General features: G+C 73.3%; 18 protein-coding genes. 10 read left to right on the forward strand and 8 right to left on the reverse strand.

The features are described 5' to 3' along the window. Positions 1 to 44 precede the first annotated feature (44 nt). The 7 genes from QQS16_RS19230 to QQS16_RS19260 all read left to right on the forward strand — a co-directional run bounded on the left by QQS16_RS19230 (position 45) and on the right by QQS16_RS19260 (position 10,034). The gene (locus tag QQS16_RS19230; protein ID WP_286063069.1) at positions 45 to 797 is read left to right on the forward strand and encodes an ABC transporter ATP-binding protein; all 753 of its coding nucleotides are present in this window, start codon (positions 45 to 47) and stop codon (positions 795 to 797) included. Continuing rightward, a complete protein-coding gene (locus QQS16_RS19235) occupies positions 794 to 3,139 on the forward strand; it encodes an ABC transporter permease (RefSeq protein WP_286063070.1) in 2,346 nt (781 codons plus the stop codon). The genes QQS16_RS19230 and QQS16_RS19235 overlap by 4 nt, the downstream gene beginning before the upstream one ends. A gap of 190 nt (positions 3,140 to 3,329) precedes the next feature. Continuing rightward, a complete protein-coding gene (locus QQS16_RS19240; protein WP_286063071.1) occupies positions 3,330 to 4,529 on the forward strand; it encodes a flavin-containing monooxygenase in 1,200 nt (399 codons plus the stop codon). A 149-nt stretch (positions 4,530 to 4,678) separates the two neighbouring features. Then, the gene (locus tag QQS16_RS19245; protein WP_286063072.1) at positions 4,679 to 6,166 is read left to right on the forward strand and encodes a flavin monoamine oxidase family protein; all 1,488 of its coding nucleotides are present in this window, start codon (positions 4,679 to 4,681) and stop codon (positions 6,164 to 6,166) included. 119 nt (positions 6,167 to 6,285) lie between these two features. After that, complete coding sequence (locus tag QQS16_RS19250; RefSeq protein WP_286063073.1) at positions 6,286 to 8,511, forward strand: acetate--CoA ligase family protein; 2,226 nt, start codon at positions 6,286 to 6,288, stop codon at positions 8,509 to 8,511. A gap of 7 nt (positions 8,512 to 8,518) precedes the next feature. Next, positions 8,519 to 9,340, forward strand: coding sequence for an enoyl-CoA hydratase/isomerase family protein (locus QQS16_RS19255; protein ID WP_286063074.1), 822 nt, complete (start codon positions 8,519 to 8,521; stop codon positions 9,338 to 9,340). Positions 9,341 to 9,437: 97 nt separating this feature from the next. Next, positions 9,438 to 10,034 (forward strand): flavin reductase family protein, encoded by a 597-nt coding sequence (locus QQS16_RS19260; protein ID WP_286063075.1) that lies wholly within the window; start codon positions 9,438 to 9,440, stop codon positions 10,032 to 10,034. A gap of 54 nt (positions 10,035 to 10,088) precedes the next feature. Here QQS16_RS19260 and QQS16_RS19265 read toward each other — a convergent pair whose 3' ends face one another. Further along, positions 10,089 to 11,402, reverse strand: a complete 1,314-nt coding sequence (locus QQS16_RS19265; protein WP_286063076.1) for an MFS transporter — start codon at positions 11,400 to 11,402, stop codon at positions 10,089 to 10,091. A gap of 71 nt (positions 11,403 to 11,473) precedes the next feature. Here QQS16_RS19265 and QQS16_RS19270 point away from each other — a divergent pair, with 71 nt between their 5' ends. Continuing rightward, positions 11,474 to 12,526, forward strand: a complete 1,053-nt coding sequence (locus QQS16_RS19270; RefSeq protein ID WP_286063077.1) for a GlxA family transcriptional regulator — start codon at positions 11,474 to 11,476, stop codon at positions 12,524 to 12,526. Positions 12,527 to 12,568: 42 nt separating this feature from the next. On the opposite strand, the gene QQS16_RS19275 is transcribed toward QQS16_RS19270, so the two are convergent. The 3 genes from QQS16_RS19275 to QQS16_RS19285 all read right to left on the reverse strand — a co-directional run bounded on the left by QQS16_RS19275 (position 12,569) and on the right by QQS16_RS19285 (position 15,813). Continuing rightward, positions 12,569 to 13,618, reverse strand: coding sequence for a Zn-dependent alcohol dehydrogenase (locus tag QQS16_RS19275; protein ID WP_286063078.1), 1,050 nt, complete (start codon positions 13,616 to 13,618; stop codon positions 12,569 to 12,571). Continuing rightward, complete coding sequence (locus QQS16_RS19280) at positions 13,618 to 14,775, reverse strand: acyl-CoA dehydrogenase family protein (RefSeq protein WP_286063079.1); 1,158 nt, start codon at positions 14,773 to 14,775, stop codon at positions 13,618 to 13,620. Before QQS16_RS19280 ends, QQS16_RS19275 begins: the two co-directional genes overlap by 1 nt. A gap of 123 nt (positions 14,776 to 14,898) precedes the next feature. Further along, positions 14,899 to 15,813 (reverse strand): SDR family NAD(P)-dependent oxidoreductase, encoded by a 915-nt coding sequence (locus QQS16_RS19285; RefSeq protein WP_286063080.1) that lies wholly within the window; start codon positions 15,811 to 15,813, stop codon positions 14,899 to 14,901. An 82-nt stretch (positions 15,814 to 15,895) separates the two neighbouring features. Between QQS16_RS19285 and QQS16_RS19290 the strand changes: the two genes are divergently transcribed. Then, on the forward strand, positions 15,896 to 16,831 hold the full coding sequence (locus tag QQS16_RS19290; RefSeq protein WP_286063081.1) for a cyclase family protein: 936 nt from the start codon (positions 15,896 to 15,898) through the stop codon (positions 16,829 to 16,831). A 390-nt stretch (positions 16,832 to 17,221) separates the two neighbouring features. On the opposite strand, the gene QQS16_RS19295 is transcribed toward QQS16_RS19290, so the two are convergent. The 4 genes from QQS16_RS19295 to QQS16_RS19310 all read right to left on the reverse strand — a co-directional run bounded on the left by QQS16_RS19295 (position 17,222) and on the right by QQS16_RS19310 (position 21,394). Then, a complete protein-coding gene (locus QQS16_RS19295) occupies positions 17,222 to 17,683 on the reverse strand; it encodes an ATP-binding protein (protein WP_286066383.1) in 462 nt (153 codons plus the stop codon). A 455-nt stretch (positions 17,684 to 18,138) separates the two neighbouring features. Next, complete coding sequence (locus tag QQS16_RS19300) at positions 18,139 to 19,059, reverse strand: acyl-CoA dehydrogenase family protein (RefSeq protein WP_286066384.1); 921 nt, start codon at positions 19,057 to 19,059, stop codon at positions 18,139 to 18,141. Positions 19,060 to 19,067: 8 nt separating this feature from the next. Then, positions 19,068 to 20,201, reverse strand: coding sequence for an acyl-CoA dehydrogenase family protein (locus tag QQS16_RS19305; protein ID WP_286063082.1), 1,134 nt, complete (start codon positions 20,199 to 20,201; stop codon positions 19,068 to 19,070). After that, positions 20,201 to 21,394 carry an amidohydrolase family protein gene (locus QQS16_RS19310; RefSeq protein ID WP_286063083.1) on the reverse strand — a complete coding sequence of 398 codons (1,194 nt, stop codon included), beginning with the start codon at positions 21,392 to 21,394 and terminating at the stop codon, positions 20,201 to 20,203. The genes QQS16_RS19305 and QQS16_RS19310 overlap by 1 nt, the downstream gene beginning before the upstream one ends. A gap of 155 nt (positions 21,395 to 21,549) precedes the next feature. On the opposite strand from QQS16_RS19310, the gene QQS16_RS19315 reads away from it, so the two are divergent. Further along, positions 21,550 to 23,052 (forward strand): class I adenylate-forming enzyme family protein, encoded by a 1,503-nt coding sequence (locus QQS16_RS19315; RefSeq protein ID WP_286063084.1) that lies wholly within the window; start codon positions 21,550 to 21,552, stop codon positions 23,050 to 23,052. The last annotated feature ends 22 nt before the right edge of the window (positions 23,053 to 23,074 follow it).

The following is a 23,074-nucleotide window of genomic DNA, read 5'->3' on the forward strand; positions in this document are numbered from 1 at the left end:
AGCGTTCACGGAGCCAGCCGTCCGGCAATCCGAGGAGCCGTCACATGACCACGCCGGTGATCGAACTGCGCGGGGTGAGCCGCCGATACGACGACGGCCCGCCCGCCCTGCACGAGGCGTCGCTGACCGTGCGGGCCGGCGAGGCCGTCGCGATCCTCGGTCCTTCCGGCAGCGGCAAGTCCACACTGCTCAACCTGATCGCGGGCCTGGACCGGCCCGACGCGGGGACCGTCACCGTGGCCGGGGTGCGGGTGGACCGGCTGGGCGAAGCCGGAGCGGCGCGCTACCGGCGGTCGAGGATCGGCATGGTCTTCCAGTTCTTCAACCTGCTCGACGATCTGACCGTCGCCGACAATGTCGTCCTGCCCGCGCGTCTGGCGGGCATGGCACGTGGCCAGGCGGACCGCCGGGCGACGGAACTCCTGGAGCTGCTGGGCATCGACCGGCACGCCCGCGCCTACCCGGGGCGGCTGTCCGGCGGCGAGCGGCAGCGCGTCGCGGTGGCCCGGGCGTTGATGAACCGGCCGGCGCTGCTCCTGGCCGACGAGCCGACCGGGGCCCTGGACACGGCAGCCGGACAGGACGTCAGCGGGCTGCTCACCGGCCTCCATGCCGAGGGCCAGACCATCGTCGTGGTCACCCATGACCTGGCTCTGGCCCGGTCCTGCACGAACCGTACGGTCCGGATCGCCGACGGCCGGATCACCGAGGACGTCCGGTCGCGGGACATCACCTCGCGGAACGCCGCCTCGCAGGCCGTCGCCCCGGGGGCCGTCGCCTCGGAGGCCGTCCGATGAGCGCGCTCGGCAAGGTGGTGCGCTCGGGGGTGGAACGGCGGCGGGTGCGGACGCTGGTGATCGGGCTCGCCACGATGATGGCGGTGGCCGCCTCCGTCCTCGGCGGATCGCTGCTCGCGGTGTCCGGCGCGCCCTTCGACGACGCCTTCGCCGAGCAGCGCGGCGCACATCTGTCCGTCCAGTTCGACGCGGGCGAGGTGAGCGCCGGGCAGCTGTCGGCCTCCAAGGACGCCGAGGGGGTGAGCGGTGCCGCCGGGCCATTCCGTACGACGACGGTCACCCCTCGGTCGGACGGGGCCGGCCCCCGGTGGCCGATGACCGTGGTCGGCCGGGCCGATCCGGGCCGGGACGTGGACGAGGTGGCCCTGCTGAACGGGCGGTGGCCCACGCGCTCCGGCGAGATCGTACTGTCCGCCGACTCCCCGCTCGTCCCGACCCCGGGCGTGAGGATCACCTTCCCCGACCTGTCCGGCGGTCCGGCACTGACGGTGGTCGGTGTGGCCCGCTCGGTCACGGGGACAGCTGACGCCTGGGTGGTCCCGTCCCAGATGCCGGCGCTCACCGCGCCCGGCGGCGGCTACCAGATGCTCTACCGCTTCACCGACGCGGGCACCGCCGCGCGGATCACCGCGGGCGGGAAGGCCGTGACGGAGTCCCTGCCGCCGGGAGCAACCATCGGCGAGCAGTCATGGCTCACCGTCAGGAAGTCCGCCGAGCGGGACACCGCCCTCTACGTCCCCTTCCTCATCGCCTTCGGCGTCCTGGGCCTGGTCATGTCGGTGCTCACCGTCGGCAACGTCGTCGCGTCGGCCGTCGGCACGGCGACGCGCCGCATCGGCATCCTCAAGGCCGTGGGCTTCACCCCGGCCCAGGTCGTGCGGGCCCACGTGGGCCAGGCGCTGATCCCGGCCGCCGTCGGCACGGCCCTCGGTGTCCTCGCCGGACACCTGCTCGCCCTGCCCGTACTGGCCGAGACCGCGGAGGTCTACGGCGCCTCGTCCCTGGCGGTCGCCCCCTGGGTCGACCTGACGGTGATCGCCGGGGTGCTCGGCCTGGTGGCGGTGACCGCGTGGGCGAGTGCCTGGCGGGCCGGCCGGCTGCGTACGGTAGACGCGCTCGCCGTCGGGCGTACGGCTTCGGCGGGGCGCGGCCGGTGGGCGGCCCGTCTGGCCGGACGGCTGCCGTTGCCGCAGCCGGTCGCCCTCGGCCTGGCCCGGCCCTTCGCGCGGCCCGCCCGCGCGCTGGCCATGGGTTCGGCGATCCTGTTCGGCACCGTCGCCGTCACGTTCACCGTGGGGATGAGTGCCTCGCTCGGCCAGGTGATGAAAGCCAGGGCCCACGACGCCGCCGACGTCGTCGTGCCCGCGCCCCTGCCGGACTTCGGACCCCGAGACCCTGACTCCGGGAAGCGGCCCGAGGCCGATCCCGCCGCGGTCGCCGCCGCCGTCGGGAGCGCCGCCGGAACCGGGAAGTACTACAGTGCCGCGACGGTACGGGCGACCGTGTCCGGCCTGACCGGCGTCATCGACGTGATCGCCTTCACCGGCGACGCCTCCTGGGGCGGCTTCACGTTGGTCTCGGGCCGCTGGATCGACCGGCCCGGCGAGGCCGTGGTCCCGACCCCCTTCCTGACCGCCACCGGCGCCCGCGTCGGCGACACCGTGACCCTGAGCGGCCTGGCCGAGCCGGTCACGGTCCGGATCGTCGGTGAGGTCCTCGACCCCCGCAACGACGGCATGCAGGTCTTCACCGACACCTCGGCCCTCACGGCCGCGCGTCCCGACCTGACGGAGACGAGTCATCACATCGCGGTCACGTCAGGCACCGACGTGACCGGCTACGTGGACGCGCTGAACAGGGACCTGGCACCGCTGGGTGCCCGTGCTCAGGCGGGCGGACTCGACGCCGGCGGCGACATGGTCGTCACGCTCGACGCGCTGTCCGCGACCCTCACGCTGATGCTCGTCGCCGTCGCCGCGCTCGGCGTGCTCAACGGCGTACTGCTCGACACCCGCGAGCGCGTCCGGGAGATCGGTGTCCACAAGGCGCTCGGCATGACCCCGCGGCAGACCGTCGCCATGGTTCTCACCTCGGTCGTCGTGACCGGGCTGGTCGCGGGCGCGCTGGCCGTGCCGCTCGGCGTTGCCCTGCACGGCAGGGTCCTCCCCGCGATGGGCGACAGCGTGGGACTCCGCCTCCCCGGTTCCGTCATCGCCGTCTACCACGGGGTCCACCTGCTCCCGCTCGTCCTCGGCGGCCTGCTCATCGCCATCCTGGGCGCGCTCCTGCCCGCCGGCTGGGCCGCCAGGGCCCGGACCGCCACGGCCCTGCGCACCGAATGACCAGGCCGGGTTCGGAGCTCGTGGAGGACGACGGAGGCGCCCCCCGCACGGCAGCCGGCGCCGAACCCGGCCTCGTGGATGCCCACGAGCACGGGTTCGCGGAAGAACTCCGCCAAGCCGTGACCAATCCGCAACCAATTCCGGTCTTGACCGAGACCCATCAACCGCGGCCGGGATTACGCTCGCGCACATGGCCGACTCCCCAGCGTCCGCGAGCCCCGCGGAGCCGACACAGCACGCGGCGCACCCCGCGGAACGCCCCGTGTACGTCATCGGCGGCGGTCCCGGCGGACTCGCCACCGCGTACGCCCTGCGCGCCCGGGGCGTCCGCGCCGTCGTCCTGGAGAGGTCCGGCCGGGTCGGGGCGTCCTGGCGGCGCCACTACGACCGGCTGCACCTGCACACCACCCGCCGGCTGTCGGCCCTGCCCGGACTGCCGATGCCGCGCCGGTTCGGGCGCTGGGTCGCCCGCGACGACGTGGTGCGCTACCTGGAGAAGTACGCCGAGCACCACGAGCTGGAGATCGTCACCGGCGTCGAGGTCTCCCGGGTCGAGCGTTCCCCCGACGGCACCGGCTGGCTGCTGCACGCCACCGGCGGCCGGCAACTGACCGGCGCCGCGGTCGTCGTCGCCACCGGCTACAACCACACCCCGCGCCTTCCCGACTGGCCCGGCCGCGCCGCCTACGCCGGCGAGTTCCTGCACGCCGGCGACTACCGCGGCCCGAAGCCCTTCGCGGGCCGTGACGTCCTCGTCGTCGGGGCCGGCAACACCGGCGCCGAGATCGCCGTCGACCTGGTGGAGGGCGGCGCCGCACGGGTCCGGCTGGCGGTGCGGACGACTCCGCACATCGTGCGGCGCTCGACGGCCGGGTGGGCCTCCCAGTACACGAGCATCCTCGTACGGCGGCTGCCGGTCGGCCTGGTCGACCGGCTGGCGAGGCCCCTGGCGAAGCTCAGCGTGCCGGACCTGTCGGCCCGCGGACTGCCCCGCCCCGACACCGGCCTCTACAGCCGGGTCCGGCAGGGGTCCATCCCGGTGCTGGACGTCGGCCTGGTCGACGCCGTGCGCGAGGGCCGCGTCGAGATCGTGGCCGCCGTCGACAGTTTCGAGGACGGCAAGGTGGTCCTCGCCGACGGCACCCGCGTCTCCCCGGACGCCGTGATCGCGGCCACCGGCTACGTCCGTGCCCTGGAGAACCTCGTCGGCCACCTCGACGTCCTCGACGCGCGCGGCAACCCCGTCGTCAACGGCGCCCGGGCCCCGCGCGACGCGCCCGGACTCTACTTCACCGGCTTCGTCACCCCCATCAGCGGCGCCCTGCGCGAGCTGGCGATCGACGCGCCGAAGATCGCGAAGGCGGTCGCCAAGCACACCGGAACGGCGTAGACACCTCTCAACTCTCCTACGTATTCCTCTTGTTACTTACGGGTCAGTTGTGCCCGGAGAGCTGTACGGCGCTGCCGCGCGGGGCCAGAATCTGAGCACTGTTCACTTTCTGGCTCCACCCCCACCTCTCGCTACGACGGAGGACGCACGTGGCACGCGAAAGACAGCTCTCCCGACGCTCCCTGCTCGGCGGTGCCGCCGCCACGGCGGGCGCCGTCACCCTCACCACCACCGCCGCCGGTACGGCCGCCGCGGCCACCCGGTCCGTGGACGTCGCGATCGTCGGCGGCGGCCTCGCCGGCCTCACCGCGGCCCGTGACCTGGTCGCGGCCGGCCGGTCCGTGGCCGTCCTGGAGGCCCGTGACCGCGTCGGCGGCCGGGTCGTGGGCCTCCGGCTCGGCAACGGCTCGGTCACCGAGGGCGGCGGCGAGTTCATCGGCCCCACCCAGGACCGCATCAAGGCGCTGGCCGACTCCCTGGGCGTGGCGACCTTCCCGACCCACAACACCGGCAAGAACCTCCTGTACAAGGACGGCAAGAAGACCCCGTACGCCACCGACGGACTGCTCGGCGCGGTGCCGCCGGTCGACGCGGCCGGCCTCGCCAACGCGGCCGTCGTGCAGGCCATGCTGAACGACATGGCCAAGCAGATCCCGGTGAACGCGCCCTGGACCGCCGCGAAGGCCGAGGAGTGGGACCGGCAGACCTTCGAGACCTGGCTGCGCGCCAACGCCGTCATCCCGTCGGCCAAGTTCCTCCTCGACGTGGCCTGCACGTCGATCTTCTCGGCCGAACCCCGGGAGCTGTCCCTCCTGTTCGTCCTCTTCTACATCGCCGCCGCCGGCAACGAGTCCGGCGCCGGCACCCTGGAACGCCTCACCGAGACCGCGAACGGCGCCCAGGAACTGCGCTTCGTCGGCGGCTCCCAGCTGGTGCCGGTCAAGCTCGCCGCCACGCTCGGCGACCGGGTGGTGCTGAACGCCCCGGTGCGCACGATCACCCGGTCCGGCAGCCAGTACGTCGTGACGGCCGACGGCATCACCGTCACCGCCAGGAAGGTCGTCGTCGCCGCGCCCCCGCCCCTCGCCGCACGCATCACCTACGACCCCCTCCTGCCGGCCGCCCGCGACCAGCTCACCCAGCGCCTGCCGATGGCCTCGGTCGGCAAGGCGATCGCGATCTACGACACCCCCTTCTGGCGGGCCGACGGACTCAACGGCCAGGTCGTCAGCGACACCGGCGTGGTCAGTTCCACCTTCGACAACTCCCCGCCCGACGCCTCGTACGGCGCGCTGATGGGCTTCATCGAGGCCGACGAGGCCCGGGCGCTGGACGCGGCGAGCGAGGCGGAGGTCAGGGCGGCCGTCCTGAAGGACTACGTGCGGTACTTCGGCGAGAAAGCGGCCTCCCCCTCCTCCTTCGTCCTGCAACGCTGGAACAACGAGGCCTACACCCGTGGCGGCCCCGTCTCCATCGCCTCGCCCGGCGTGCTGACCCAGTACGGTCCCGCCCTGCGCGCACCCGTCGGCGGCATCCACTGGGCCGGGACGGAGACGTCCACCCACTGGATGGGCTTCATGGACGGTGCCGTGCGCTCGGGCGAGCGGGTGGCGAAGGAGGTACTGGCGGCGCTGTAGCAGCCCCCGGCCGGTTCAGCGGGCAACCTTTGCGTGCAGGCCCGTTCCTGACTACCCGTCAGTTCTGTAACCTGACACTGCGTCAGTTGTTTGGCTGTCACACAGGAGCGGGCGGACCGATGCTTGGATCAACCCACGGCACTCTCACCACCGACTCCCGCCGGGCCCGGGTCATCGCCTGTGGCGAGCGACCCGGGCCCGCCGTCCACGGCCGCCCCGCCGAGGCGGACGACCTCGATGTCAGCGGCCGGCCGCTGTACGCCGCCGTCCCCGATCTGGACCGCTTCTTCCGGCCCGAGTCCGTCGCGGTGATCGGCGCCTCGGACACCGAGGGCCGGCCGAACACCGGTGTCACCCGGCAGCTGCTCGCCTGGTCCGAGCGGGTCGGGGCCCGGCTGCACCCGGTGCACCCCACCCGCCCGTCGGTCTTCGGCATCCCCTGCTCCCCCTCCGTCGCCGACCTGCCCGAGCAGGTCGATCTCGCCGTGCTGCTGATCGCCGACCCCCTTCCGGTGGTCGAGGAACTGGCCGAGGCCAAGGTGAAGTTCGCGGTCGTCTTCGCCTCCGGGTTCGCGGAGACCGGTGCGGAGGGCGCCGCCGCCCAGGCCCGGCTCGCCGCCGCCGTCGAACGCTCCGGGATGCGGCTGCTCGGCCCCAACACCAACCTCAACGCCTTCGAGGAGTTCCGGGACGATCTGGAGGGGCCGGCCATCGCCCTGATCACCCAGTCCGGTCACCAGGGCCGCCCCGTCTTCGCCCTCCAGGAACTGGGCGTCCGCCTCTCCCACTGGGCGCCCACCGGCAACGAGGCCGACCTGGAGACCTCCGACTTCCTGTCCTACTTCGCCGAGCGGCCCGAGGTCGGTGCCATCGCCTGCTACATCGAGGGGCTCAAGGACGGCCGTTCCTTCCTGCTCGCCGCCGACCGCGCCGCCCGGCGCGGGGTGCCCGTCGTCGCCGTGAAGGCGGGCCGCACCGAGACCGGCGCCCGCACGGCCGCCTCCCACACCGGCAAGCTGACCGGCGCCGACACGGTGGTGGACGCGGCGATGCGGCAGTACGGGGTGATCCGGGTCGACGGCCTGGACGAACTCCAGGACACCGCCACCCTGCTGGCCCGCGCCCGGCCGCCCCGCGCGGACGGGGTCGTCGTCTACTCGATCTCGGGCGGCACGGGCGCGCACGTCGCCGACCTGGCCACCGAGGCCGGCCTGGAACTGCCGGCGCTGTCGGACGCCAAACAGGCCGAGCTGCACCAGTGGATACCCGCCTACCTGAACGTGGCCAACCCGGTCGACAACGGCGGCCACCCGGTCGGCGACCGGCGCGGCCGGAAGATCATCGACGCGATCCTGGACGACCCGGCGGTGGGCGTGCTGATCTGCCCGATCACCGGGCCGTTCCCGCCGCTCAGCGACAAGCTCGTCCAGGACCTGGTGGACGCGGCCGAGCGGACGGACAAGCTGGTGTGCGTGGTGTGGGGCTCGCCGGTCGGCACCGAGCCCGCCTACCGCGAGGTCCTGCTCGGCTCGACCCGCGTGGCCACCTTCCGCACCGTCGCCAACTGCGTCACGGCCGTCCGCGCCTACCTCGGACACCACCGGTTCGCGGACGGCTACCGCTCGCCCTTCGACTCCGCGCCCCGCACCCCCTCGCCCTCCTTCCGCAAGGCGCAGGCACTGATGCGCCCGGGAGAGCAGCTGAGCGAGCACGCGGCGAAGCAGCTGCTGCGGGCGTACGGCATCCGCGTGCCGCGTGAGCAGCTGGTGACCAGTGCGGCGGCGGCCGTGCGCGCGGCCGGGCTGGTGGGCTACCCGGTGGTGATGAAGGCGTCCGGCGCGCGGATCGCCCACAAGACCGAGCTGGGGCTGGTGAAGATCGGGCTGACCTCGGCCAGCCAGGTCCGGGACGCCTACCGGGAGCTGACCGACATCGCGCGCTACGAGGACGTCCCGCTGGACGGCGTCCTCGTGTGCCAGATGGTCGAGCGGGGCGTCGAGATGGTCGTCGGCGTCACCCACGACGAGCTCTTCGGCCCGACCGTGACCGTGGGGCTCGGCGGGGTGCTGGTCGAGGTGCTGCGGGACACCGCCGTCCGCGTGCCGCCCTTCGGCGAGGAGCAGGCCCGCGACATGTGCGCCGAACTGCGCGGGCGGGCCCTGCTCGACGGGGTCAGGGGGCGCCCCCCGGCGGATCTGGACGCGCTGGTCGAAGTGGTCCTGCGGGTGCAGCGCATGGCGCTGGAACTCGGCGGCGACCTCGCGGAACTCGACATCAACCCGCTGATGGTGCTGGGCCGGGGACAGGGAGCGGTGGCGCTGGACGCGCTGGCGGTGTGCAGCTGAGATGACCATGTCCGATTCCCCCCGTGAGTCCGGAACATCCGCTGATTCATTGATACGGCACACCACTGACAACCACGTCTCGCACATCACCCTCAACCGCCCCGAGACCCGCAACGCCCTCACCCCCGACCAGCGCGAACGCGTCATCCGGCTGCTCGACGAGGCCTCCGCGGACCCGGCGGTGCGAGCGGTCGTGATCACGGGCACCGGCCGAGGGTTCTGCGCGGGGGCCGACCTGCGCGCGGCCTCGACGACCGGCGAGCGCACCGCCGGTGACGTCGCCCGCACCATCCGGACCGGCGCCCAGCGGCTCGTCTCCGCCGTCCTCGACTGCGAGAAACCGGTGCTCGCCGCCGTGAACGGCACCGCGGCCGGCCTCGGCGCGCATCTCGCCCTCGCCTGCGACCTCGTCCTGGCCGCCGAGTCCGCCACGTTCATCGAGGTGTTCGTCCGGCGGGGGATCGTGCCGGACGGCGGCGGCGCGTATCTCCTGCCCCGGCTCGTCGGCCCGCAGCGGGCGAAGGAGCTGATGTTCTTCGGTGACGCGCTCACCGCGGCGGACGCCGAACGCCTCGGCCTGGTCAACCGCGTGGTACCGGACACGGACCTGGACAGGACGGCCCGCGCCTGGGCCACGCGCCTCGCCGCCGGCCCGACCCGCGCCCTCGCCCTGACCAAGCAGCTCGTCAACGCCGCCCTGGACACCGACCGGGCCACCGCCTTCGCCGCCGAGGCCGCCGCGCAGGAGATCACGATGACGACGGCGGACGCGCGGGAGGGCGTACGCAGCTTCGTGGAGCGGCGCAGCCCCGAGTACGAAGGCCGTTAGCCCGCCCCGGACGGACGGCCCGCCCCGGGCGGTCGGCTCTTCCGGTGGTCCGCCGGGCTTCCCATCTGACGCTCCGTCAGCTTCAATGAAAGGCGTGATGGGACAAGCAGGAATGGCCGAGGCCGCCGTCCGCTACCTCAGGTCGAGGCCCCGCACCGGCCCCGTGGAGGTCTTGCCGCGCCCGGAGCTGCGGTGCGTCCGCGAGGACGAGCGGGCACCGGTCGACCCGGCCGGGTTCCGGCGGGTGCTGGGGAACTTCGCGACCGGGGTGACCGTGGTCACCGCGCCCGCCACCGGCCCCGAGGACGGCCCCGCCGGCTTCGCCTGCCAGTCCTTCTCCTCCCTCTCCCTCGACCCGCCCCTGATCGTCTTCATGGTCGGCCGTACGTCGGCGACCTGGCCCCGCATCGCCCGCGCGGGCGTCTTCTGCGTGAACGTCCTCGGCGCCCACCAGGGCGAGCTGTGCCGCGGGTTCGCGGTGAGCGGCGGGGACAAGTTCGCGGGCGTGCGGTACGACGCGGCACCGGCCTCCGGTTCGCCGCGTCTGACCGGCGCGCTCGCCTGGATCGACTGCACGATCCACGCGGTGCACACCGGCGGCGACCACCTGATCGTGGTGGGCCGGGTGGACGCCCTGGGAGCGGTCGACGAGGACCGGCCGCCCCTGCTGTTCCACAAGGGCCGCTTCCTTTAGGGCGCTTCCTCTGGGGGCGCTTCCTCCAGGGCCGCCCCCACCCGGCGCGACAGGTCAGCCCGCCCCCACCAGCGGGTCCGCCGCCGCGACCGGCCTGCGGCGGATCACCAGCGCCATCAGCGCCGCCGCCGCGCACAGCGCGCCCGACGCGTACCAGACCATGTCGTACGAGCCGAAGGCGTCCCGCGCGACACCGCCCAGGAAGGCCACCAGCGCGGCGCCGACCTGGTGCGAGGCCAGCACCCAGCCGAAGACGATCGCGCTGTCCTCGCCGTACCGCTCCCGGCACAGCGCCACGGTCGGCGGGACGGTGGCGACCCAGTCAAGGCCGTAGAAGACGATGAAGAAGAGCATCGGGGGGTGCACGCCGCCCGCCAGCAGCATCGGCAGGAAGAGCAGGGAGACGCCCCGCAGCGCGTAGTACAGCGCCAGCAGCCGGCGCGCCTCGAAGCGGTCCGTGAACCAGCCGGAGGCGATGGTGCCGACGACGTCGAACACGCCGATGACCGCGAGCAGCGAGGCCGCCGCCCGGACGGGGATGCCGTCGTCGTGGGCGGCGGGTACGAAATGGGTCTGGATGAGGCCGTTGGTGGAGGCCCCGCAGATGGCGAAGGTACCGGCGAGCAGCCAGAAGGGGCCGGTACGGGCGGCTTGGACCAGGACGGTGACGGCCCGGCGCGCGGCACCGGCCGCCGGCGGCGGCTTCGGCACGAACTCCGGTGCGCCGTACGGCATCAGCCCCAGGTCGGCCGGGTGGTCGCGCAGCAGCAGCCACACGAAGGGGACGACCGTGAGGGAGGCGAGGGCGACCGTGACGGCCGCCGGGCGCCAGTGGTGCGTCTCCACCATCCAGGACAGCAGCGGCAGGAAGACCAGCTGGCCGGAGGCCGAGGCGGCGGTGAGGATGCCGGTGACCAGCCCGCGCCGCTCGGTGAACCAGCGGTTGGTGACCGTCGCGGCGAAGGCCAGCGCCATCGAACCGGAACCGAGACCGACGAGCAGGCCCCAGCACAGCATCAGCTGCCAGGCCGCCGTCATCCACACCGTCAGACCGGCACCGGCCGCGATCATGGTCAGCGCGGCCGCGACCACCCGCCGGATGCCGAAACGGTCCATCAGCGCGGCCGCGAAGGGGGCGGTGAGCCCGTACAGCGCCAGATTGACCGAGACGGCCGCGCTGATCGTGCCGCGCGACCAGCCGAATTCCCGGTGCAGCGGGTCGATGAGCAGCCCGGGCAGGGAACGGAAGGCGGCGGCGCCGAGGATCGTCACGAAGGTGACGGCGGCGACGAACCAGGCGGGGTGGACGCGGGTACGCCGAGCCGGGCGGCGCTCGGGAGCGGTGGCGGCTTCGGTTGTCTGGGGCACGGCATAGAGCTTCCGGCCTGCCCGCTCTCCACTCCACTGGCCCAAAGGACAGGGTTCGCTAGGATCGGGCCATGGATCCGGCCACCGGCTCGTCCGGCCTCCGCCCGCACCGCGTCGTCGTCCTCGCCCTCGACGGTCTGCTCCCGTTCGAGCTGGGCATCCCGCACCGGATCTTCGGACGGCCCAGGAACGCCCGGCGACAGCTCCTGTACGAGGTGATCACCTGCTCGGTCCGGCCCCCGGGCCCGGTCGAGACCGACGCCGACTTCGACATCCACGTCCCGCACGGCCCCGAAGCCCTGGCCACCGCCGACACCGTGATCATCCCGGCGTCCTACGAACTCGGCCCGGTCTTCGAGCAGGGCGTGCTGACCGGCGAACTGGCCGCCGCCCTCGCCCACATCCGCCCCGGCACCCGAATCGCCTCCATCTGCACCGGCGTCTACGTCCTGGCCGCCGCCGGTCTCCTCGACGGCCGGCCCGCCACGACGCACTGGGCCGAGGCCGAACACCTCCAGCGCCTCTTCCCGAAGGTCCGGGTCGACGCGGACGTCCTGTTCATCGACGACGGCGACATCCTGACCTCGGCGGGTGTCGCGGCGGGCATCGATCTGTGCCTGCACATGGTCCGCCGGGACCACGGCACGGCGGTCGCCAACGAGGTGGCCCGCCGCACCGTCGTACCGCCGCACCGCGACGGCGGGCAGGCGCAGTACATCCACCGGCCGGTGCCCGATCCGCAGCTGGCGACCACGACCACCGCCCGCGCCTGGGCACTGCGCCGCCTCCACGAGCCGATCCGGCTGCGGGACATGGCGGAGCGGGAGGCCATGTCCGTGCGCACCTTCACCCGCCGCTTCCGCGAGGAGGTCGGCGTCAGCCCCGGCCAGTGGCTGACCCGGCAGCGGGTGGAACGGGCCCGGCAGCTGCTGGAGTCCACCGGCCTGTCCGTCGACCAGGTGGCGAGGGACGCCGGCTTCGGCACCGCCCAGTCGATGCGGCAGCACCTCCAGGCGGTCCTCGGCGTCACCCCGACCGCGTACCGCCGTACCTTCCGGGCCGGGGGCGAGGGCTCCGACGCCGACGAGGCCCGCCGCCACGGCGCAGCCGGCGCCCCGCGCTGAACGGGCCGCCCGCGCGCACCTCCCCCACCACCCGCAGTCCGCTCAGAAGGTCAGCACCCCGCGTGCCACCCGCCCCGCCTCCGCGTCCGCCACCGCCTTCTCGAAGTCCTCCACGGGGTAGGTCTCCGTCACCAGTTCGTCGAGGAGCAGCCGGCCCTCGCGGTACAGCGCGGCGTACAGCGGGATGTCCCGCTGGGGGCGCGAGGAGCCGTAGCGGCAGCCGAGGATCGACTTGTCCAGGTACATCGACGAGACGAGGAAGGACGCCTCGGCCGTGGCCGGCGGGACGCCGAGGAGGATCGCCTGCCCGTGGCGGTCCAGCGCGTCGACCGCCTGCCGGATCAGCTCGACCCGGCCGACGCACTCGAAGGCGTGGTCCGCACCCGTCGGCAGGACGTCCCGCACGCCCTGGGCGGAGGTCAGGAAGTGGGTGGCGCCGAACCGCCGGGCCACCGCCTCCTTCGCCGGGTTCGCGTCCACGGCGACGATCGTCAGGGCGCCCGCGATCCGCGCTCCCTGAAGCACGTTCAGCCCGATCCCGCCCGTGCCGATCACCAGCACACTGTCCCCGCGGTCCACCTTCGCCCGGTTGAGCACGGCGCCCACCCCGGTCAGCACCCCGCATCCGATGAGCGCGGCCGACGGCAGCGGGACGTCGTCGGGGACGCGGACCGCCTGCACGGCCTTCACCACGGTCCGTTCCGCGAAGGCGGAGGTGGCGGCGAACTGGTACACCGGCCGCCCGTCCCGGGTGAACGGCCGCCCAGGCCGCCCGATCGCCCGCCGGCACATCGTCGGCCGCCCCCGGTCGCACTCCCCGCACGTACCGCAGTTCGCGAGTGTGGACAGGGCCACGTGATCGCCGGGGCGGACATGGGTGACCCCGGCCCCCACCGCCTCCACCACGCCCGCGCCCTCATGGCCCAGCACCACCGGAACGGGGAACGGTATGGTCCCGTCCACCACGGACAGATCGCTGTGGCACAGCCCCGCCGCCGCGACGGCGACCCGCACCTCGCCGGGGTCCGGATCCCGTACGACGAGATCGTCCACGACCTCGGCCCGCCGTCCGTCGAACACCACGCCTCGCATCACACAGCCCCCTGTCGGCCCTTCGGCTCTCTCGGCAGGCCGAGCACCCGCTCGGCGATGATCGTGCGCTGGATCTGGTCCGAGCCGCCGTAGATCGTGTCGGCCCGGGAGAAGAGGAACAGGTGTTGCAGCGCGTCGAGTTCGTACGGGGCCGCGGCCGACCAGGGCGCCGGTCCCACGGTCGCCGCCGCGCCCCGCACCAGCATCGCCAGTTCCCCCAGCCGCTGATGCCAGCCGGCCCACAGCAGCTTGGCCACGCTGGGCGCGCCCGCGTCGCCCGAACGCCCCAGCGTGCGCAGGGAGTTCCAGCGCAGCACCCGCAACTCGGCCCACTGGCGCACGAGCCGGTCCCGTACGACCGGATCACGCACCGCGCCGCTCTCCACGGCCTCCCGCACCACCCGCTCCAACTCCTGGGCGAAGCCGGTCTGCTGGGCCAGCGTGGACACCCCGCGCTCGAAGCCGAGCAGGCTCATGGCGACCCGCCAGCCGCCGCCCTCGCCGCCGACGACGTGCTCCGCGCGGGCGCGTGCCCCGTCGAAGAAGACCTCGTTGAACTCGCTGGTGCCGGTCAGCTGGCGGATCGGGCGGACCTCCACGCGGCCCGGCTGGTCCATGGGCACGAGCAGGAAGGTCAGCCCGTGGTGGCGCCGGGAGCCTGGATCGGTCCGGGTGAGCACGAAGCACCAGTCCGCCTCGTGCGCCAGGGACGTCCACAGCTTCTGCCCCGTGACGCGGTAGTACGAGCCCTCGCGTACGGCGGCGGTACGCACGCCGGCCAGGTCGGACCCCGCCCCGGGTTCGCTGTACCCCTGGCACCACAGCTCCTCACCGGCGGCGACCGGTGGCAGGAACCGGGCCCGCTGCTCGTCGCTGCCGTGCGCGAGGAGGGTGGGGGCCAGCAGGTTCTCCCCGATGTGCCCGGACCGCGGCGGCGCCCCCGACCGCGCGTACTCCTCGGCCCAGGCGACCTGCTGGGTGAGCGTGGCGGTCCGGTTGCCGTACCCGCCCCGCGTCCAGCCGAGCCCGATCCAGCCGGCCTTGCCGAGCGTGCGCTCCCAGGTCCGGCGGTCGGCGGCCCCGTCGGCATGCGCGGCGAGCCATTCCCTCGCCTCCTCGCGGAACGCCTCGTCCTCAGCGGTGAACCCGAAGTCCATCGGGGGTCTCCTCTCGACACCGGGCGCCGTCGCCCGCCTCCGGGGCGCGGGGCCGTACCGACTGGCGGCACCGCCCGGGCGACCGGCCCCACCCGCACCCGCCACAGAACACGCGCCCCCGCGTCACCGGGCGTTCGGCCGGTCCCCCTCCTTCGCCGCCCTCTCCATCGCGGCGAGCCGCTCCAGCATCGGCATGGGGTCCACGCCGACCGACCCCGGCAGGACCTCCGCGATCCGCTGAGGTGTCCAGGCGCCCTCCGCGTACGCCGCGCGCAGCTCCGCCGGCTGGGCCCACACCGCGATCTTCGGCCCGGCGACGGTGTAGACCTGCCCGGTGACGCCCTGCTCCTTCGCCCGCTCCGACAGCAGGTAGACCACCATCGCGGCCACGTCCTCCGGCTCGCCGATCTCCGTCAGCTCCATGGGGACGTTCGCCGACATCCGGGTACGCGCCACGGGCGCCACCGCGTTCGCGGTCACGCCGTACTTGTGCAGCCCGAGCGCCGCGCTGCGGACGAGCGAGATGATCCCGCCCTTCGCCGCGCTGTAGTTGGCCTGCGACACCGATCCCTGGTGGTTGCCGCTGGTGAAGCCGATCAGTGTGCCGGACCGCTGCGCGCGCATCACCGCCGACGCCGCCCGGAACACGGTGAACGTGCCCTTGAGATGGGTCGCCACGACGGCGTCCCACTCCTGCTCGGACATGTTGAACAGCATCCGCTCGCGCAGGATCCCGGCCACGCACACGACCCCGTCGAGCCGTCCGTACGAGGCCAGGGCCACGTCGGTCACCCGCCGCCCGCCCTCCATGGTGGAGATGTCGTCGGCCACCGCGACCGCCTCGCCGCCCGCCGCCTCGATCTCCTTGACCACGGACTCGGCGACCTCGCTCGTCGGCGCGGCGCCGTCCACGCCGACGCCGTAGTCGTTGACGACGACCCGCGCGCCCTCGGCCGCCGCGGCCACGGCCACGGCCCGTCCGATCCCCCGCCCGGCACCGGTCACGGCGACCACCTTGCCTGCCAAGAAGTTCCCCACGCCGGCCCCTTCCCGCGGTTTCTGACGGTCCGTTAGATTTTTCCCCTGCCGGACAGCCGGAGACAAGCCCCGGGGAGAACGGATGTCACCGTCCACGCTCCATCCCGCGTTCCACGACATCGCCGAGCGCGTGAACAACTGGGGCCGCTGGGGGGCCGACGACGAGATCGGCACCCTCAACCTGATCACCGACGAGGTCGTCCGCGAGGCCGCCGCCTGCGTCCGCAGCGGGCGCCGCGTCCCGCTGGCACTGCCGCTGCGGCAGGACGGCGTGCAGACCGGACTGATCCCCGGGCGGGTCAACCCGCTGCACACCATGGTGCAGATCAACCAGGAGATCTTCGGTCCGGGGACGGTCGCGTGCAGCGACGACGCCGTGACCATGGGGCTCCAGGCGGCCACCCACTGGGACGCGCTCACCCACGTCTCGCACTCGGGCCGGCTCTACAACGGCCGCCCGGCCGGCACCGTCACCGCGCACGGCGGCGCCGCGTTCGGCGGGATCGACAAGGCGCGGCACATCGTCTCGCGGGGCGTCCTGCTCGACGTGGCCCGGGCGCACGGCAGGGACCGGCTGGACGGCTCGCACGCGGTCACGCCGGAGGACCTCGACGCCGCCGAGGAACTCGCGGGCACGCGGGTGCGCGCCGGCGACATCGTGCTCGTACGGACCGGGCAGGTGCGGGTGTACCTGGCGGGCGACCGGGAGGCGTACGGCTATCCGTCGCCGGGGTTGTCGATCCGCACTCCGGAGTGGTTCCACGCGCGCGATGTGGCCGCCGTCGCGAACGACACCCTCACCTTTGAGGTGTTTCCTCCCGAGATCGAGGATCTGTGGCTGCCCGTCCACGCGCTCGATCTGGTGGAAATGGGGATGATCCAGGGCCAGAACTGGAATCTCGAAGAGTTGTCCACAGCCTGTGGACAAGAAGGGCGGTACGCGTTCCTGCTGTCGGCGATGCCGGAGCCGTTCGTCGGCGCTACGGGAACCCCGGTGGCGCCGGTCGCCCTCCTGTGAGCGGCACGGCCGGACGGCGGCGCGCACCTGCCCGCCCCGAGCACGGCAATCCGCGCCGCCGTCCGACTCCGGCGTACCCGCCCCGGCTCCCCTCGGCCCTGAGACAACCGACGCCGCGTCACGACCCGCACTCGCCGAGGGCTCCCGTCACCGGACCCCTCGCCGTCCCCTCACGGCGGATCGCTGACCACCAGCGTGATCAGGCGGTCACCCCTCGTCAACACCCGTCAGGGGATTTGTCACTTACGTACCGTTTGCCGTGGCCGCGCACAGAAGCATGTCCCGGCGCACGGCACGACGCCGATCAAGGACGACCGCGCCACCCGTGACCCTCCGCGCCGCCCCGGGTCGCACCGCGTCAGCCGCACCGTCCGGTCACGCCACCGCGGGTCACACCGCCTCGAACGCCAGCCCCTCGTACGCCGACGGGCCGCTGCCGCAGGTCGTCACGGCGGACCGGGACTGCCCGCACCGGTCCAGCTCGCACCAGATGCGCTTGCCCACGCCCTCGGGGCTCCAGCCCCAGCGGTCGGCGAGCCCGTCGACGAGGGCGAGGCCCCGGCCGCCGGTCTGCTCGCCGTCCACGCACCGCGGCACCGGGGCGCGGTCGCTGCGGTCGGCGACCTCGAGGCGGACGGTGGCCGACTCCGCCGCCACGGGCGGCAGGGACAGCCGCAGCACGGCCGGACAGCCGGTGTGGACCACGGCGTTGGTGACGAGTTCGGAGACGAGCAGGATCAGGGTCTCGGCGAGCGGCTCGTCAGCCTCTATGCCGGACCCGGCGAGGCGCGAGCGGGCCCATCTGCGAGCACGTCCCACCTCCGCGGGGTCGGGCCGGATCTCCAACTGCACTTGAAGCACCTGCACCGCTCACACCATCCGAACCGGCGGACACATAGCCTCGCGCCTCACGAGGGCCACGATCGTAGCCATTTTTTGCATGACCAGAACAACGGCCGAAGTCAGGGTCACGGAACGTGAGTCCCTTGTGGGACAGCATGGTTGACCTACTGTGACCCCAACAAGCGCTTCGGGCATATTCCAGCGCGAAGGAGTACCCGTGCGGCATACTGTGCGACGCGCGCCGTCAGGGGTCGAACAAGCAGGGACAACACCGGCGTGGCTCGTGCTCGGGACCACTCGCATCTCACACAAGGTACCGGAGTGGCCCGCCCACTCCGCGGCGTGACGAGTGCCGCGCAGGACACAACCCGGTATCGACGCTCCGTGACGACGAGGTGCCACGATGCGCGACATCCGTCCGGAGCGTCCGGCCGACTCCCCAGTCCAGCGGCGCTCGTGAGGCTTCACGCCACCAGGTCGGCCGCGAGCAGCTCCTCACTGTCCGTCACATCGCCGCCACGTCGCGCCCGCACCCAGGCCCTCTTGAGATGCAGGTGCACCTCGCTCTCCCAGGTGAAGCCCATGCCGCCGTGCACCTGAAGGCAGTCCCGCGTGCTACGCAGGGCGGCCTCGCCGGCGAGCAGCCGGGCCGTGGCGATGTCGGCGGGGCCCGCGGTGACGGCGGCGGCGTACACGGCCGCGCGGGCCACCTCCGCCCGCACCAGCATGTCGGCGCAGAGATGCTTGACCGCCTGGAAGGCGCCGATCGGCTGCCCGAACTGCTCGCGGGTCCGGGCGTGTTGCACGGCCAGTTCGCACACGCGTGTGGCGGTGCCGAGCTGCTCGGCCGCGGTGAGCAGGACGGCGACGAGGGCCGGATCCCCGGCACGTGCTCGATCCGGACCCAGGCCGGGACCGGGGCCCGGTACCCGGTGCAGCGGCGTCAGCGGGTCCACCGACCTCAGCGGCACGGCCTCCCCGGGCCGTGGCAGCGGTGCCCGGTCCGCGCCCCCGTGGACGACGTCCGCCTCCGCCAGCCACTCCACCAGCCCGCCGTCGACGGCCGTCACGACCGCCTCCCCGGTGGCGGCACCCGGCACGGACCCCGCCGCGAGGTGGGTGGCGATCAGCGGTCCGGGCAGCAGGGCGCGGCCCGCCTCCTCGAACGCCAGGACCGCCTCGGGCAGGCCCAGTCCGACCCCGCCGTCCGCCTCGGGCAGCCGCAGGGCGAAGAAGCCCGCCTCGCCGAGCGCGCGCCACAGCGCCCGGTCCAGGCCGGGGGCGGCCACCGCGGCCCACAGGGCCTCGCGGTCGAAGCGGCGGGCCAGCAACTGCCGTACGCCGTCCCGCAGTGCCCGCTGGTCGTCGGTGAGGTGGAAGCGCACGTCGGCTGTCACCGGCCCTTCGGGAGTCCGAGAATGCGTTCGGCCACGATGGTGCGCTGGATCTGGGAGGTGCCGGCGGCGATGGTGTACGACAGGGAGGACAGCCGGTCCAGGGTCCACGGCCGGTCGAGGTCGAGGGAGTCCGGGCCGAGCACGTCGGCGGCCGTGTCGTACAGCTCCTGCCGGGCGTGCGAGTACCGCAGCTTGAAGACCGAGCCCCCGACGCCCGGGACGCCACCGCTCGCCTCCGCCGCGCTCACGTTCCACTGGGTCAGCCGCCACAGCGCGCGGAACTCGGCGTTCAGCCGGCCCAGTCGCCGTCTGAGCGCCGGATCGTCCCAGCGGCCGTTCTCGCGTGCCGTGCGGGCGAGTTCGCCGAGGACGCGCCGGCAGGCGACGACCTCGCCCGCGAAGGCCGTGCCGCGCTCGAAGGACAGGGTCACCATGGTCACCCGCCAGCCGTCGTTCTCGTCGCCGACCCGGTGGGCGGCCGGGACGCGCACCTCGTCGAGGAACACCTCGGCGAACTCGGCCGACCCGGCGAGGGTGCGCAACGGCCGTACGGTGACGCCGGGCGCGTCCATGGGCATGGCCAGCCAGGTGATGCCCCGGTGTTTCGGCGCCGAGGGGTCCGTGCGGACCAGCAGCTCGCACCAGTCGGCGACTTCGGCGTGCGAGGTCCAGATCTTGGAGCCGCTCACCACGTAGTCGTCGCCGTCCCGCCACGCGCGCGTGCGCAGGGCCGCGAGGTCGGACCCGGCGCCCGGCTCGCTGAAGCCCTGGCACCAGACCTCCTCGCCGCGCAGGATCGGCTCCAGCCAGCGCGCCCGCTGCCCGGCCGTCCCCTCGGCGGCGATCGTCGGCCCCGCGTGCAGCAGCCCGACGAAGTTCGCGCCGACGTAGGGCGCGCCCGCCCGCTCCGTCTCCTCCAGGAAGATCAGCCGGATGCTCGCGGAGGCTTCCCAGTGCACGTGCGCGTACCCGGCGTCGTACAGCATCCGCTGCCAGCCGAGGTCGTGGGCGCGCCGCCCGGGCCAGTCGTCCGGGGCGGGCCGGGGCGGCAGCGCGGGCAGGGCCTCGGCCAGCCATTCCCGGAGCCGGGCCCGGAACTCCCGCTCCTCCGGAGTGTCGGCGAGGTCCACTAGCGGTCCAGGTCGAGACCCAGCATGCGGATCGCGTTGCCCCGCATCAGCTTGTACACGGTCTCGTCGTCGAGGCCCTTCACATGGTCCAGGGCGACCTCCTTGGTGTGCGGGAAGGTGGAGTCGACGTGCGGGTAGTCGGTCTCGAAGGTGGCGTTGTCCCGGCCGACGACGTCCAGCGAGGCGACCCCGTGCCTGTCGCGGAAGAAACAGCAGAAGATCTGCCGGTAGTAGTACGTCGACGGCGGCTCCGGGATCGTGCCGCGGACGCCGCCCCAGGCGCGGTGCTCCTCCCAGACGTCGTCGGCGCGCTCCAGGGCGTACGGGATCCAGCCCATCTGCCCCTCGGAGTAGGCGAGCGTGAGCCGCGGGAACTTCACGAGGACGCCGCTGAAGAGGAAGTCCATCATCGAGGCCATGGCGTTGTTGAAGCTGAGCGCCGCCTGGACGGCGGGGGGCGCGTCGGGCGAGGCGGCCGGCATCTGCGAGCTGCTGCCGATGTGCATGTTGACGACCGTCCCGGTCTCCTGGCAGACCGCGAAGAACGGGTCCCAGTAGCCGGAGTGGATGGACGGCAGGCCGAGGTGGGTGGGGATCTCGGAGAAGGTGACCGCCCGCACCCCGCGGGCCGCGTTGCGCCGGATCTCCTCGACAGCGAGGCCGACGTCCCACAGCGGGATCAGGCACAGCGGGATGAGCCGGCCGCCGCTGTCGCCGCACCACTCCTCGACCATCCAGTCGTTGTAGGCGCGCACACAGGCCAGCGCGACCTCCTTGTCGTGCGCCTCGGCGAAGGTCTGCCCGCAGAAGCGGGGGAAGGAGGGGAAGCAGAGAGAGGCCTCGACATGGTTGAGGTCCATGTCCTGGAGGCGCGCGACCGGGTCCCAGCAGCCCCGGCGCATCTCCTCCCGGGTGATCCCCTCCAGCGTCATCTCGTCCCGGTCGAAGCCGACGGCGGCGATGTTGCGCTTGTACGGGAACTTCAGGTCCTCGTAGATCCACCAGTCGGTCGGCTGGCCGTCGGGGTCCATGGTGATCTGGTACTTGCCGGCGACGTAGGCGAGCTCCCCGATACCGGCGGTGAGTGGCTTGGGGCCCCGGTCCCGGTACTTCCGCGGCAGCCAGGTCTCGAAGAGGTGCGCGGGTTCGATCACATGGTCGTCGACGCTGATGATGCGGGGCAGTTCGGTCATGGTTCCTGGTCCCCTTTGCCTGACACACAGTTACCTGACGGATCGTCAGATGAGGCTCCCCCAGCAGGCTAGTGGCACACCTCTGGACCGACAAGGCGGCGAGCCCTACGCTCTGCCCACTATCTGACTGTCCGTCAGCTAAACAGGGGGCCGCCGTGAACGACACCGCCCACGCGCTCAGCGAGTCCCGCACCCTCTGGGACCTCGTCGCCCGCCGCGCCGACCTCACCCCCGACCGCCCCGTCCTCCTCCAGGACGACCGCTCCCTGAGCTTCGGCGGACTGCGGGACCGGGCCGAGCGGGTGGCGGCGGGGCTGTACGACATGGGTGTCCGCCCCGGCACCGTCGTCGCCTGGCAGCTGCCCACCCGGATCGAGACGGCCCTGCTCTCCTTCGCGCTGGCCCGCCTGGGCGCCGTACAGAGCCCGGTGATCCCCTTCTACCGGGACCGCGAGGTCGGGTTCGCGCTGCGCGAGTCGAAGGCGGAGTACTTCGCGGTGCCGGGCGAGTGGCGCGGCTTCGACCACACGGAGATGGCGCGGCGGCTGGGCGCCAGGGGCGTCTTCGAGGCGTACGACGTCCTGCCCGACGGCGACCCGTCCGCCCTCCCGGCCCCGCCCTCCGACGGCACCTCGGTGCGCTGGATCTACTGGACCTCCGGCACGACCTCCGACCCCAAGGGCGTCCTGCACACGGACCGCTCGCTGATCGCCGGCGGCTCCTGCCTCGCCCACGCGCTGCGCCTGTCGGCCGACGACGTGGGCTCGATGGCCTTCCCCTACGCGCACATCGCCGGGCCCGACTACACGGTGATGCTGCTGCTGTACGGCTTCCCCGCGGTGCTGTTCGAGCAGTTCGCGCTGCCGGAGGCGCTGGCGGAGTACCGCCGGCACGGGGTGACGGTGGCGGGCGGGTCCACGGCGTTCTACTCGATGTTCCTGGCCGAGCAGCGCAAGCAGCCGGGCCTGCCCCTCATCCCCTCGCTCCGGCTGCTCGCGGGCGGCGGGGCACCCAAGCCGCCGGAGCTCTACCACGCCGTCGTACGGGAGATGGGGGTGCGGCTCACCCACGGGTACGGCATGACCGAGGTGCCGATGATCACCATGGGGTCGCCGGACGACACGGCGGAGCACCTCGCGACGACGGAGGGACGTCCGCCGCGGGGCATGGAGATACGGATCGTGGACGGGGAGGTGCGGCTGCGCGGGGAGGCCGTCTGCCAGGGCTATCTCGATCCGGCGCAGACGACGGAGGCGTTCGACGAGGACGGGTTCCTGCGCACCGGGGACCTCGGACGGCTGACGGACAGCGGACATCTGGTGCTCACCGGCCGCCTCAAGGACGTGATCATCCGCAAGGGGGAGAACATCTCGGCGAAGGAGATCGAGGACCTGCTGCACGCCCACCCGGCCGTCGGGGACGTGGCCGTCGTCGGGCTGCCGGACGCGGAGCGCGGGGAGCTGGTCTGCGCGGTGGTCGAGCAGCCGGAGGGGGCCGAGGAGCTGACCCTGGAGCGGGTGACCTCGTATCTGCGCGCGGAAGGGCTGTCACCGCACAAGCTGCCGGAGCGGCTGGAGGTGGTGGACGCCCTTCCGCGCGGCGAGACCCTGCGCAAGGTGCTCAAGTACCGGCTGCGGGAGCGGTACGCGGGGACGTGAGCCGCCGGGTGCGGCGGCGGGC

The organism is Streptomyces sp. ALI-76-A, from assembly GCF_030287445.1.
GTDB lineage: Bacteria > Actinomycetota > Actinomycetes > Streptomycetales > Streptomycetaceae > Streptomyces.

What these genes read in the sequence shown, in the direction of transcription:
- QQS16_RS19260 (WP_286063075.1), top strand. Translation starts at nt 9,438, where the DNA reads ATGGGACAAGCAGGAATGGCCGAGGCCGCCGTCCGCTACCTCAGGTCG.
- QQS16_RS19280 (WP_286063079.1), bottom strand. Translation starts at nt 14,775, where the DNA reads ATGGACTTCGGGTTCACCGCTGAGGACGAGGCGTTCCGCGAGGAGGCG.
- QQS16_RS19235 (WP_286063070.1), top strand. Translation starts at nt 794, where the DNA reads ATGAGCGCGCTCGGCAAGGTGGTGCGCTCGGGGGTGGAACGGCGGCGG.
- QQS16_RS19255 (WP_286063074.1), top strand. Translation starts at nt 8,519, where the DNA reads ATGTCCGATTCCCCCCGTGAGTCCGGAACATCCGCTGATTCATTGATA.
- QQS16_RS19240 (WP_286063071.1), top strand. Translation starts at nt 3,330, where the DNA reads ATGGCCGACTCCCCAGCGTCCGCGAGCCCCGCGGAGCCGACACAGCAC.
- QQS16_RS19275 (WP_286063078.1), bottom strand. Translation starts at nt 13,618, where the DNA reads ATGCGAGGCGTGGTGTTCGACGGACGGCGGGCCGAGGTCGTGGACGAT.
- QQS16_RS19270 (WP_286063077.1), top strand. Translation starts at nt 11,474, where the DNA reads ATGGATCCGGCCACCGGCTCGTCCGGCCTCCGCCCGCACCGCGTCGTC.
- QQS16_RS19250 (WP_286063073.1), top strand. Translation starts at nt 6,286, where the DNA reads ATGCTTGGATCAACCCACGGCACTCTCACCACCGACTCCCGCCGGGCC.
- QQS16_RS19230 (WP_286063069.1), top strand. Translation starts at nt 45, where the DNA reads ATGACCACGCCGGTGATCGAACTGCGCGGGGTGAGCCGCCGATACGAC.
- QQS16_RS19310 (WP_286063083.1), bottom strand. Translation starts at nt 21,394, where the DNA reads ATGACCGAACTGCCCCGCATCATCAGCGTCGACGACCATGTGATCGAA.
- QQS16_RS19290 (WP_286063081.1), top strand. Translation starts at nt 15,896, where the DNA reads ATGTCACCGTCCACGCTCCATCCCGCGTTCCACGACATCGCCGAGCGC.